Genomic DNA, 14,046 nt, shown 5'->3' with positions numbered 1-14,046 from the left:
TCTGACCGATACGGCAGAATGCTTGACATTGTGCGATGCGGCGTGTTGAAAAGCGCATTGAACTAGGCGCGCGAGATCATCCGCGATGCCTGCTGGAAAAGTTTGATGCAGATTTCAACCCGAACCGGTCCCCGTATCCTTGCCATACTGGGCCCCACCAACACCGGCAAGACCCATCTGGCCATGGAACGGATGTTGGCGCATACCTCGGGTATGATCGGTTTTCCGCTTAGGCTTCTGGCACGGGAAAACTATGATCGCGCGGTCGCCCGTGTTGGCAAGGGGGCGGTGGCGCTGATCACCGGTGAAGAACGCATTCTTCCGAAATCAGCACGCTATTTCCTGTGCACCGTGGAAGCCATGCCGATCAACAAGCAGGTTGATTTTCTGGCCATCGATGAAATCCAGATGTGTGCCGATCCCGAACGCGGGCATGTCTTTACCGATCGGCTGTTGCATGCGCGCGGTATGAGCGAAACCATGTTCATGGGGGCGGAAACGATCCGCCCGGTGATCCGCCAGCTGATCGACAATGTCGAATTTGATACGCGCGCACGATTTTCGACTCTGACCTATAACGGATCGAAAAAGATCCAGCGCCTGCCATCCCAGTCCGCCGTCGTGACATTCTCCGCACAGGAAGTTTACGCCGTTGCCGAACTGGTCCGCCGCCAAAAGGGCGGGGCGGCTGTTGTGCTTGGCGCGCTTAGCCCGCGCACGCGTAATGCCCAGGTCGAGATGTTCCAGAATGGCGAGGTCGAACATCTGATTGCGACCGATGCCATCGGCATGGGCCTTAACCTTGAACTGAACCATGTGGCCTTTGCTGCCCTTCACAAGTTTGACGGCCAATTCAATCGCGGGCTTTCGGCGGCTGAAACCGCCCAGATTGCCGGGCGTGCCGGACGTCATATGAATGACGGGACCTTTGGCGTTACGGGTAATCTTTCGGGGATTGATCCCGATATTATCGAACAGATCGAAGCCCACGAGTTCGAACCGCTTGCCAAAGTCTTCTGGCGCAATGCGCGACTAGATTTCAGAACCGTCGATGCCCTGCAGAAATCGCTGCGCAAGCGGTCGGACAATCCGACGCTTGTTCTGGCGCGCGAACCGGTCGATGAAGTCATGCTGGCGCATCTGGCGCACAACGAAGACGTTGCGCGCATCGCATCGGCCCCGGATCGGGTGCAACTATTGTGGGAAGTCTGCCAGATTCCGGACTTCAGAAATATCCATACCGATGCCCATCCAAGGCTGCTAACATCCATCTATCGCTATCTGGCAAAACCAAATAGCAAACTGCCGGTCGACTGGTTAGGCGAACAAGTCTTGCGCCTGGACCGTTATGATGGTGATATTGATCAGTTGTCATCACGGTTGGCGGGTATTCGCGTCTGGACTTATGTATCGCACAAGCATCACTGGCTCGAAGATGCCAATCATTGGCAGGAACGTACGCGGGCCATTGAGGATAAGCTCTCTGATGTGCTACATGAACGCCTGACCCAAAGGTTCGTTGACAGACGAACTTCGGTTTTATTGAAAAGTCTCAAGGACAAGTCTGAACTCATGTCTACCATCACTGCGAATGGTGAAGTCCAGGTCGAAGGTGAATACGTCGGCCGACTGGAAGGATTCCGTTTCATCGCCGATGAAACCGATGCTGCGTTTGAAGGCAAGGCTATCGCCAGTGCTGCACGTCGTGCACTGACTGGCGAAATTGCCCAGCGTGTCAAACAACTGGAAACCGATGAAGACGATAAATTCGCGGTGAATGGCCAACTGGAAGTCCTGTGGAACGGGGCGGTTGTCGGTGGACTGAAAAAGGGCGACACCGTCCTCAGCCCTGATGTCCAGGTCATTGACAGCGAGTTCTTTGATGGTCCGACCCGCGAACGCGTGCGTACCCGTCTTCAGAATTTCGTCAACGCCCATATCGAAGCGCGTCTGAAAATGCTGACCCGCCTGCGCGATTGTCAGTTGCCAGGCCCGATTCGTGGCCTTCTGTTCCAGTTGAACGAAGGCTTGGGCTGTGTGCCGCGTGCCGATCTTGAAAGCCTGATCAAGGATCTTTCAGACGAGGATCGCAAGGCGCTGGCCAAGCTTGGCGTGCGTCTGGGCGTTGAAACGGTTCATGTGCTGGATGCGCTGAAACCTGATCCTGTGGAACTGCGTGGTATTCTTTGGGCGATTTCGCGCGAACTGGATGCGCTTCCGGAACTGCCGCCGGCAGGCCGGACGTCGGTTCCAAATGATCGCAGCAATTCCAAGGGCTTCTATCTGGCGGCAGGTTACATGCCTGTTGGCCCGCTTGCCGCACGTGTAGACATGCTGGAACGTTTTGCTGCGTTGCTGCGCCAGAAGGCACGCGAAAATGATGGCAAGGTCAAACCGGATCCGGATCTGCTGTCGCTTCTTGGCTGCACGGTCGAGCAGGCAGAAGGTGTGTTCACCGCCCTTGGCTGGCGTGCCGAGGTGGTCAAGGTCAGCAAGGCTGAACTTGATGCCAAGGAAGCTGCGAAAAAGGCTGCTGAACCTGTTGCATTAGCTGCCGATGGCCCGACTGATACCGAAGCTCCGGCGGAAGTCGCGGAAGAAGCTCCTGCCGAGACTGCAGAAGAAGTCAGTAAAACGACAACCGAAGCTGCACCGGAAGCCGGAGAGGCCGAGGCTGAGCCGGAATTCGTCGAGGTGAAATATTTTGTCCGTGTTGATCGCCGCAAGCGCGGTGGTCCCAGCGGCAAAGGCCAGCGTGGTGGACCACGTCAGGACGCGCGCGGCAAAGGTGCCCCCAAAGGTAAAGGGGGGCAGCGCCCGAATCGTGGCGGCCCGAACAAGGGTGACGACCGTTCCGGCGGCAGGCAGGGACGTCCTAATAACGCCCCGGCCAAAAACAACCAGATCAACGAGGATTCACCTTTCGCCAAGCTGAAGGAAATGCTGGCGGCAAAGGGGTAACCCCGAACTGTTTTCGGCACCACGGCGACCCTTTGGGGGGTCGCCGTTCTGCTTTGGGGATGGTAAAAACAATCCATGACAATTGATCAGACAGGCGGCAAGGTCCGTATAGACAAATGGCTATGGTATGCGCGGTTCTATAAGACCCGCTCGCTTGCCAGCAAGGCATGCCAGTCGGGCCATATCGTGCTGAACGGGCAATCGGTGTCCAAGGCCAGTGTGACGGTTGTGGCCGGGGACAGGCTGCAATTCTTTCAGGGGCCGCATTTGCGGGTGATCGAGGTGGTGGCACCGGGGGAGCGTCGCGGACCAGCCCCCGAAGCCCAGTTGCTTTATGTTGATCATTCCCCGCCGCGTGTGGCGAAAAAGGAAGTTGCATCGGATATCCGAACCGCCCCGATTGCCGAACGTGAAGCCGGAAGCGGTCGTCCGACAAAAGCCGAAAGGCGCGCAACAGACCGGTTGCGTGGCGATGAATAGTATTTTACACGCAGTAATCTGATCTAACGCCAGGTACGGCGCGAACAATATATCGGGTTGTAGAACCTTCAGGATTTTCTTGCCTCGGGCTTAGGCTTGGGTTATTGATCCTATATTAAGGTATAATACACCCACTTTAGTATGGTTTCGCTCGGACTTGGAGAATAACGGCGTTATGAAACGCAAGCCTGGCCTGCATATAGGGACGTTGTCGCATCTGGGCGCGGGCCGTTTTACCATTCTGCTCGCAGCACTTGTGATCAACCTTTTGTCGCTGGCTTTGCCCGTGACCCTGTTGCAGGTCTATGACCGTGTGCTGCCACATAATGCCATTCCGACTTTGACCCTGCTGGTGCTGGGGGTGTTTGGTGCGCTGGCGCTTGAGGCCATCCTGCGTCTGGGACGTGCCTATATTTCATCGCTGTCGGCAGCCAAGTTCGAACATAGAAGTTCGCAATCTGCGGTTGGCCATCTGTTGGCGACCAGTCTTTCCGACTACGAGAAAACAGCGCCGGGTTTGCATCTGCAGCGGTTGAACAGTCTGAATGTCCTGCGTGATTTCTATGCCGGGCAGGCTATCGGGGCCGTCATTGATCTGCCATTCATCGCTCTGTTCCTTGGTCTGATCGCGATTATCGGGGGCAAGCTTGTCATTGTTCCCCTGGTTATTCTGATGGCCTTCATGTTGACGGCGATGGTACTGGGGCGGCGATTGCGCCAGGCTCTTGATGAACGCAGTCAGGCCGACGAGCGGCGTTACAATTTCATCATCGAAACCCTGACCGGTATTCACACCATCAAGGCAATGGCGATGGAAAACATGATGATCCGTCGTCATGACCAGTTGCAGAACCAGTGTTCCGAGGATGACCTTTCCGCGGCGCGCTGTGCCCACGCCGCGATCAATTCCAGTGCCAGCTTTTCGATGATCACCATGATCCTGGTTGCCGGTGTTGGCAGTCTTCTTGTTATTGATGCCGATCTGACGGTCGGCGGTCTGGCGGCATGCACCATGCTGGCCGGGCGTTCGATCCAGCCGCTGCAACGTGCCATGGGGCTTTGGACCCAGTTTCAGAATATTCGCGTTGCACGTGATCGTTGTCGCGAACTTTTCCGATTACCCCCCGAAGACGCCGAAGATGCTGCTGAAATGCCGCCACTCGACGGACGTATAGAGCTTGACGGTGTCAGTTTCTCGCATACTGGTGGGGAGAAAATTTTTGAAAATCTGACACTTTCGATCCAGCCGGGCGAGTCAGTGGCGATCACCGGTGAGAATGGAACCGGCAAAACCACTTTGCTGTGGCTTCTTATGGGGGCCTTGCGCCCCGATAGCGGTACGGTGCGGCTTGATGGCCGGGATCCTCAGAAATACGCATCGGAATCGATCCGCAAGCAGATTGCCTATCTGCCGCAACATGGTGTGATGTTCAAGGGAACGATCCTTGAAAACATCACATCTTTCCGCAAGGAAATTGGCAGTGATCGCGTAGTTGAAATTTCCAAACGTCTGGGGCTTGATGAAATCGTGATGCGTATGCCAAGCGGTTATGACACCGAGGTGGGCGGACAGGCATCCGAAACCCTTCCGCGCGGTGTCAAACAGCGTATCGCAATTGCCCGTGCACTGATCGATTATCCGCGGATTGTACTGTTCGACGAAGCCAACAGTTCGCTTGATATTGCTGGCGATAACATTCTGGCTGGTCTGCTGATTGAACTTCGCAAGCATTGTACGCTGGTGATGGTGTCGCACCGCCCATCGTTGATCGCCCTTGCCGACAGGCAATATCGCCTGATTGAAAAACGTCTGGTGCCGGTTTTGCGGCGAAGCGGAACCCAGCCGGTGATCGAGGCGGAAGAAGTCGAACGCGCGGAGGCCCGGTCATGAATATCGAAAACATGGATTTCGCGCTGAACTACCGTATGGGGCTTGCGAGCCACGACGCCCAGTCGGATTTCGATGCCTGTCTTTGGCCGCTATTGCAGGCGCTTGGCTGGCGCGGGCTGCCCCGTCAGGTTGCTGAAGCATTGCCGCATATGGATGAGGCACTTGATCTTACCGATTTTCGCAATGTGCTGGCGAACCTGAATTACCGCTCGCGCGAGATTGATACCACATTTGACCGGATTGATGATCGCCTGATGCCCTGCCTGTTTGTGCCCGATAACGGCACAGCCCTTGTGGTGATCAAGCCGGAAAATGTTGGCATCCGTGTCTTTGATGGCGGCACCAGCCGCGAAAAGGTGATCCAACCTGGCAATCTGCCCGGGCGGTTGTTTCAGTTCACCCAAGCTGGCCGGAACGAGCGATTCTTTGAAGATGACAAGCGTGGCTGGTTCGGCGGAATTACGGACAGGTTTTCTGCTCTTGGTGGACAGCTTTTGCTGATTACCCTGACGCTCAATCTTATGGCCTTGGCCAGCCCGCTGTTTGTCATGGGGATATATGACCGGGTTATCGGCACGCGATCCATCCCGATGCTAATCCAGTTCGGGATTGGCATGGGTATTGTCCTGATCCTTGACTGGGTCTTGCGCAATTTGCGCAGTCAGATGGTCTGCCATTTTGGTGCGCGCCTTGATACCCTTGTCAGCAGTGCCATTTTCGAACGTCTTTTGTCCCTGCCTCCGGCCTTTACCGAACGGGCACCGGTCGGGGTGCAGATATCGCGCATTCGCGATTTTGAAAGCGTGCGTGAATTCTTCAGCGGACCAATGGCGCTTGTCATTCTTGAAATGCCGTTCCTGCCGATCTTCCTGATCGTGCTGGCAATCCTTGGAGGCTGGCTTGCCCTTATTCCGATTGGGCTGATTGTTGTTTTTGTGCTGATCGGCATGGTGTCCTTCCCGGTCGTATCGCGACGGGTTTCGGAACTTGGCCGCAATGGTGCGAACCGGCAGGAATTCCTTGTCGAGACAGTCGGTAAAATGCAGGCGCTGAAATATACCGGTGCAGAACATCGCTGGTTGTCGCGGTTTCGCGATATTTCGGCCGATACGGCCTATGCCGGATTCCGGGTGGCGATGGTCAATAATGTGATCAACACGTCTGCCCAGATTTTGATGATTTCTGCCGGTGCGCTTATTCTTGCCTTTGGTGCAGCGCAGGTGATGGCCGGTTCAATGACTATCGGTGCGCTGGTGGCATCGATGATGCTGGCGTGGCGTGTTCTTGGCCCGATCAATCAGGCATTTGTCGGCATGCCGCGTCTTGCCCAGCTTCGCGGGTCTGTCCGGCAGATAAACCGTCTGATGACCCTTGCGCCGGAACGTGATCTGGTGCCGCGTACCGTTGGTCAACGCCGGTTTGAAGGCAATGTCACCTTCTCGCGTGTCAGTTTCCGTTATACGCCGGACTCCGATCCGGCACTTGTTGGCGTGAATTTCGATATCAAGGCCGGGCAGGTGGTTGCGGTTGTTGGATCGAACGGGGCCGGCAAGTCATCGCTGATCAAATTGATCGCCGGGATGTATCAGCCACAGGCCGGGGCGGTCCTGATTGACGGGGCGGATATTCGCCAGATGGACCCGCAAACCCTGCGTCAGTCGATTTCCTATGTGCCGCAGGATGTTGAATTTTTCCGCGGATCAATTGCGCAAAACCTGCGCCTTGCCAACCCGATCGCATCGCCGGATGAATTGCGGATGGCCTGTATGTCCGCGGGCATTCTTTCCGAAATCGAGGCATTGCCAGATGGTTTTGAAACCCGGATCGGGGATCAGCATTCGTCGCGCTTTTCGGCGAGCTTCCTGCAGCGACTTGCGCTGGCGCGTGCCTTTGTCCGCGAAGCTCCGATCATCCTGTTTGACGAGCCCACCAATGGTTTGGATCAGAAAGCGGATCGGGCATTCCAGCATGCGATCAATCGCCTGCGCGGCGGATCGACGATTTTCCTCATTACCCATCGGCCCAGCCACCTTGATCTGGCCGACCGCATAATTGTTCTTGAAGCCGGGCAGGTGCGCGCCGATGCACCGCCTGCTCGCATCAAGCAGCAGGTGCTTGACGGAGGTTTCCTATGAGCGAAGCAGTTCAGAACACCGCAATAGAACGGTTCCGCCAGTCGCGCCGCATGGCACGCTATCTGTCACATGCTGTATTGCTGGAAGAAGGCGGAATTTCTGTCTTTGTCCGTTCGGCAATGGTCATGCTTTCGGTTGGTTTCATCGCCCTGGTCGCGTGGGCGGCAACCACTCAGATCAAGGAAACGGCAACCACCTTCGGGCAGGTGATGCCGACCGGTGCGGTCAACAAGATCCAGCATCTTGAAGGCGGGATCATTTCCGAAATCATGGTACGTGACGGTGATCTGGTCGAGAAAGATCAGGTTCTGATGCGCCTGAAACCCGAGGCATCGCAGGCAGAATTGTCGCAGGCCGAAACCAAACTGGCGAGCCTGCGTCTTGAAGCCGAACGTTATCGCGCACTTGCAGAATCGCGTGAACCCGATTTTACCCTTCTGATAGACCGGTATCCTGAACTGGCAAAGAATCAGCAGGAAATCTATCGGATCAAGACCGATCTTGATAGCAGTCAGCGCGAAATCCTCGAAGTCCAGATCAAGGAGCGCAATGCCGAACTGGCCCAGCTCCAGCAACAGGAAGCTACATTGCGCCGTTCTGTCGACCTGCTCAATCAGGAAGTAACGATGCGTCGCTCGCTCTATGAACAGGGCCTGAACTCCAAGGTGCTGTTCCTGAATATCCAGCGCGAACTGAACGAGGCGCAGGGCAATCTTTCGGGCGTGGTTGCGGAAATGGCACGTGCACGCGAAACCATCGCCGAAGCCAACTTGCGTCAGAATGAATTGGAACACAGTCAGCGCGAGGAAGCGCTGAGTGAACTCGGTCGGCTTGGTGGTGAAATTGCCCAGGCTGATGAGGCCCTGCGCAAGCTTAAGGACAGGGTCGCGCGACTTGAAATTCGCGCGCCATCCAAAGGTTATATCAAGGGGCTGCAATTTACGACGATTGGTGGGGTTATTGCTCCGGCACAGGTGGTCATGGAACTGGTGCCAACTGACGAGGCGCTGGTCGCCGAAACCCGGATTTCGACCGAGGATATCGGCCATGTCCATTTGGGGCAGCCGGTGACTGTTAAAGTCAGTGCGTTTGATTATATACGATATGGTAGTATAAGTGGTGAATTGGTATCGATATCGGCCTCTACTTTTGTTGATGAAGAAGGCCGACCGTATTATAAAGGAAGGGTGGCACTTGATTCCGACCGGGTCGGTGAGGGTGCCCGCGCTCAGCCGATTATCCCTGGCATGACGGTTCAGGCCGACATCCAGACGGGTGAAAGGACATTGCTGCAATATCTGCTCAAGCCGGTTTATGTCTCGCTTGATCAGGCATTTAGCGAACGCTGAGTTTTCATAAATGGTCCCGCTGGAAATGTTCATTTCATTTCTACTGCCTGGCCGCAAGTTTCTCTAGTAAAACAGAGAATTCTATACTTTTGTATAGAAATGCGGATCAGGGATTCCCTTCCCGCATTTCTCGGAGAATGGGTTAGATGGCGGACGATCCTCGCGACGCAGAAGACACTCGCAATGAACTGGACGGCAACCGGTCAGACACCGGTACCGGCGGTGATGATCTTATGCGTGATGATCGCGGTGACGATGATGCGGACGAACATGTCGAACTGCATGGCGATCAGGATGGGGACGGGGCCGGTTCCAACGAACAGCTTGGCAATGTTCATTACGGCAATCAGGTCAATAACCCGCAAGGCGAACAGCAGCGCGAGTTTCGCCGCCGCAATGCCGGTGACAAGCGGGCAGAGGAAACAATCCAGGCCGAGGCGACCGAAAAGCAGACTCTGGCCGAGTCCGAGCGCACAGAACTTGAAAACAACATAGACACGGTTGGCGAGGGATCTGAAACCGCTGATGGCAGTTCCGGCCGGGAGCCGATCTCCCTTCGTGGTGGTGAAACAGGCAATCCGCAGAACCTGCAACCGGTTTCCACACCGGACACAACAACGATTCCTGGCGCGCGTGAAGGTGGTCGAGGCCGATCGGGAGAAAATTCTGAACCCGATTTCGTTGTGCAGGCAACGCCAGAAGCTTCCGAAAACGCGGTACCTGCAGGCGCGGTTGCCTCTGACGACGCAAATGACGCTCTGGAGGAGGAGCCTCAGGTCGAAGTGGCAAAAGTTGCCGATGCACCCAGCCTGTCGGCAGCAGATGTTATCGGCGATGAAGACAGCGCGATCTCGCTTGACGTGTCCGCAGCTCTTCGTGACCTTGATGGTGGAAACGAAACACTCTCGATCACGATCTCGGGTGTGCCTGATGGCGCGGTTTTGTCAGCGGGCACGAATAACGGTAACGGTACCTGGACGCTGACGCTAGGGCAGCTCGCGGGCCTCACGATAACGCCGGGCGAAAATTACAATGGCAGTTTCGATCTTTCGGTGACCGCAACCAGCACCGAGGCAAACGGCAGCAAATCCTCCACAAGTACATCCTTCACGGTTGATGTCGCGGCTGTTGCGGATGGTGCGACGCTGGATGTCAGCGATGCATCTGGCGAGGAAGACAGCGCGATAGCGCTGTCGATTGATACCGAACTGCTTGACGCGAACGAGGGCATTTCGATCACCATCTCAGGCGTGCTCGATGGTGCAACCCTGTCTGCCGGAACCGATAATGGAGATGGAACCTGGACCCTTGATGTCGCCGACCTCGACGGCCTGACGATCACACCCGGTGAAAATTTCAGCGGCAGCTTCGACCTGACCGTATCTGTCTCGACAATTGACGGCACGGATAGCGCAGTCGTAGTCGAAGAGATTACGGTTGATGTTGCCGGTGTCGCGGATGCGCCGACATTGGCGGCTTCTGATGCAAGTGGTTCCGAAGATTCGGCTATTACGCTGAATATCGATGCGGGGCTGACAGATGCATCTGAAGTCCTGACTATCACGATTAGTGGCGTTCCGGATGGTGCAACCCTGTCGGCGGGTACTGACAATGGTGATGGCACCTGGACGCTGTCTGCCGAGGACCTGAATGGTCTGACGATTACGCCTGCGAATGACTTTTCTGGCAGTTTCGAGCTTGGCGTGATGGCGACGTCTGCCGATGGCGAAGACGTTGCGACGACTAGCAGTACGATCACGGTCGATGTTGCAGGTGTTGCTGACACTCCGACGCTGGGAGTTTCGAACCCCACTGGTTCCGAAGACAGCGGCATTGCACTGGATATCGATGCGGGTCTTACAGATTCATCTGAAGTATTGACCGTCACGATTAGTGGCGTGCCGGAAGGCGCGACTTTGTCTGCAGGTACCGATAATGGAGACGGCAGCTGGACATTGTCTGCTGCGGATCTGAACGGTTTGGCTATCACGCCAGCGGATGATTTTAGCGGATCGTTTGATCTTACGATCACCGCCCAGTCTGCAGATGGTGGAGATGTCGCGACCACCACGGGCAGCATTACTGTTGATGTTTCCGGTGTTGCTGACACTCCGACGCTGGAAGTTTCGAACGCCTCGGGTAACGAAGACGGTGCTATCGCACTGGATATCGATACGGCTCTGACGGATGGTTCCGAAGTCCTGACGGTCACGATCTCTGGTGTTCCGGATGGTGCTACCCTGTCGGCGGGTACAGACAATGGTGACGGGACATGGACGCTGGGTTCGGATGATCTTGACGGTCTGACGATCACGCCTGCGAATGACTTCAGCGGATCGTTTGATCTGACAGTTTCTGCGCAGTCTGCTGATGGCGAAGACGTCGCCACCATGACGGATACGATTACGGTTGACGTTGCAGGCGTTGCTGATGCGCCGACATTGGAGCTCTCTGACGCAAGTGGTTCCGAAGATTCGGTTATTGCGCTGGATATTGATACGGGTCTCACGGACTCTAGCGAAGTTTTGACCGTCACGATTAGCGACGTTCCGGAAGGTGCGACCTTGTCTGCAGGTACCGATAATGGTGATGGTAGCTGGACTCTGAGTTCCGATCAGCTCGCAGGCCTGACGATCACACCAGCGGATGATTTTAGCGGGTCGTTTGATCTGACAGTCACCGCGCAATCTGCGGATGGCAGCGACATTGCGACAACTGCGGGTACGATTACTGTTGATGTCGCAGGTGTTGCCGATGCGCCGACACTGGAGATCTCCGACGCCAGTGGTTTGGAAGATTCGGCTATTGCGCTCGATATTGACGCAGGCCTGACGGATAGCTCCGAAGTTCTAACCGTTACGATTAGTGGCGTGCCGGATGGTGCGACCTTGTCTGCCGGTACCGATAACGGTGACGGTAGCTGGACAATGTCGGCGGCTGACCTGAACAGTCTGACGATTACCCCGGCGGATGATTTCAGTGGATCGTTTGATCTGACGGTGACCGCGCAGTCAGCGGATGGTGACGATGTTGCTACCACAACAGGCAGCATTACGGTTGATGTTGCCGGTGTCGCCGATGCGCCGACTTTGAACGTCTCTGAGTCGAGTGGTTCGGAAGATTCCGCCATCGCGCTGGATATTGATGCTGGTCTCACGGACTCTAGCGAAGTTTTGACCGTCACGATTAGCGGAGTTCCGGAAGGCGCAACCCTGTCGGCGGGCACCGACAATGGTGATGGCACATGGACGCTGGGTTCGGATGACCTTGACGGTTTGACGATCACGCCTGCTGAAGACTTCAGCGGCTCGTTTGATCTCAACGTGACCGCCCAGTCTGCCGATGGCGAAGATGTTGCGACGAGTAGTGGCACGATCACGGTAGATGTTGCTGGTGTAGCCGATGCGCCGACTTTGGGTGTGTCAGATGCCAATGGCTCTGAAGATTCTGCTATCGCTCTGGATATTGATGCCGGTCTGACCGATGCCAGTGAAGTTATGACAGTCACCATCTCCGGTGTGCCGGAAGGTGCGAGCCTGTCTGCGGGTACTGATAATGGTTACGGTAGCTGGACACTAAGTCCCGATCAGCTTGCAGGACTGACGCTTACCCCGGCGGATGATTTCAGCGGTTCGTTTGATCTCGGCGTGACCGCGCAGTCAGCGGATGGTGACGATGTTGCGACCACAACAGGCAGCATTACGGTTGATGTTGCAGGCGTTGCCGATGCGCCGACACTTGATGTTGCGAATGCATCTGGCAACGAAGATTCTGCCATAGCACTTGATATCGATACAGGCCTGACAGATGGATCCGAAGTCCTGACCGTCACGATCTTTGGCGTGCCGGACGGTGCGACCTTGTCTGCCGGCACCGACAATGGTGATGGTAGTTGGACTCTAGCTGCTGAAGACCTGAATGGCCTGGCGATTACCCCGCCAGACGAATATTGGGGATCATTTGACCTCGGTGTGACGGTGACTTCGACTGATGGAACGGACAGCCAGAGCGTTTCGAATACCATAACTGTTGATGTCATATCGGACGGGCGAGAGACCATCATTGGCAGCGATGGCAAGGATCAGATCACTGGCGGTGATACCGACGATTACATCGAAGGCGGCTGGGATCACGACAGTATCGCATCGGGTGCGGGCAACGATACGATTTATGGTGGTGATGGCCATGATACGATTGATGCTGGTGCCGGAGACGATAGCGTTCATGGTGGTACCGGGCACGATACGATTGCCGGTGGCGAGGGGAATGATTACCTCGACGGTGGCAGTGGCGAAGACATCATTACTGGTGGTGCGGGTGATGATACCCTTGAAGGTGGCAGTGGCAACGACACGCTTGATGGGGGCGAAGGCACCGATGTGCTGTCGGGCGGTTCGTGGGACGATACGCTGACCGGATCGGGTGGCGACACGCTTGATGGCGGATCGGGCAACGACATTCTGGAATATACGATCGAGCCCGAAAGCGGACAGACCGGCCTTGTCGATGGCAGCGGTAATACCGACATCCTCAAGCTTCATCTGACAGGAGAGCAGCTTTCCGATCCGGATGTACTGAGCGCGTTGCAGGAACTGCAGAATCATATCAATGGCGGCGACAGGAGCAGTCTTGCACTCGCCGCACTTGGCGTTGAAGTTGCCAATATAGAAGAGCTTCAGGTCTTTGTTGATGGTGAAGCTTTCAACCCGCTTGCTGATGCACCGGAGCTTGAGGTGGACAATGCCTCGGGCAACGAGGATACGACAATAGCGCTCGATATTGATGCCGCGCTTTCGGATGTGACCGAGACGTTGAGTGTGACGATTTCGGGCGTGCCGGAAGGTGCCACTTTGTCGGCGGGAACCAACAACGGTGATGGCAGCTGGACGTTAAACCCGGAACAGCTTGAAGGGCTTACAATTACGCCACCGGAAGATTACGCGGGCAGCTTTGATCTGGCGGTAACGGCAACATCTGTTGCAGGCGCAGATAGTGCGACGACCCAGACTTCTGTCACGGTGAATGTTTCCGGTGTTGCTGACACTCCGACGCTGGAAGTTTCGAACGCCTCGGGTACCGAAGACGGTGCTATCGCACTGGATATCGATACGGCTCTGACGGATGGTTCCGAAGTCCTGACGGTCACGATTAGTGGCGTGCCGGAAGGCGCGACTTTGTCGGCGGGTACTGACAATGGTGATGGCACTTGGACGCTGGCTTCGGATGACCT

At 55.8% G+C, this 14,046-nt stretch carries 6 protein-coding genes; all 6 read left to right on the top strand.

Annotated features, from left to right (window positions below; genetic code table 11):
- Positions 1-105: 105 nt before the first annotated feature.
- On the top strand, positions 106-2,961 hold the full coding sequence (locus AUP42_RS04705; protein ID WP_062949422.1) for a helicase-related protein: 2,856 nt from the start codon (positions 106-108) through the stop codon (positions 2,959-2,961).
- Positions 2,962-3,036: 75 nt separating this feature from the next.
- Complete coding sequence (locus AUP42_RS04700) at positions 3,037-3,441, top strand: RNA-binding S4 domain-containing protein (protein ID WP_062949420.1); 405 nt, start codon at positions 3,037-3,039, stop codon at positions 3,439-3,441.
- Between the two features lie 175 nt (positions 3,442-3,616).
- A complete protein-coding gene (locus tag AUP42_RS04695) occupies positions 3,617-5,332 on the top strand; it encodes a peptidase domain-containing ABC transporter (protein WP_062949418.1) in 1,716 nt (571 codons plus the stop codon).
- Positions 5,329-7,467 carry a peptidase domain-containing ABC transporter gene (locus tag AUP42_RS04690; RefSeq protein ID WP_062949416.1) on the top strand — a complete coding sequence of 713 codons (2,139 nt, stop codon included), beginning with the start codon at positions 5,329-5,331 and terminating at the stop codon, positions 7,465-7,467. Before AUP42_RS04695 ends, AUP42_RS04690 begins: the two co-directional genes overlap by 4 nt.
- Positions 7,464-8,816 carry an HlyD family type I secretion periplasmic adaptor subunit gene (locus AUP42_RS04685; protein WP_062949414.1) on the top strand — a complete coding sequence of 451 codons (1,353 nt, stop codon included), beginning with the start codon at positions 7,464-7,466 and terminating at the stop codon, positions 8,814-8,816. Before AUP42_RS04690 ends, AUP42_RS04685 begins: the two co-directional genes overlap by 4 nt.
- Before the next feature lie 146 nt (positions 8,817-8,962).
- Positions 8,963-14,046, top strand: a 5,084-nt coding sequence (locus AUP42_RS04680) for a beta strand repeat-containing protein (RefSeq protein WP_231858164.1), incomplete at its 3' end; no start/stop codon positions are given.

It is taken from the genome of Thalassospira lucentensis (genome assembly GCF_001613805.1).
In the GTDB taxonomy this organism is placed as follows: domain Bacteria; phylum Pseudomonadota; class Alphaproteobacteria; order Rhodospirillales; family Thalassospiraceae; genus Thalassospira; species Thalassospira lucentensis_A.
Note: the sequence above shows the minus strand (reverse complement) of the source record. Positions and strands in the feature narration are given on the sequence as shown.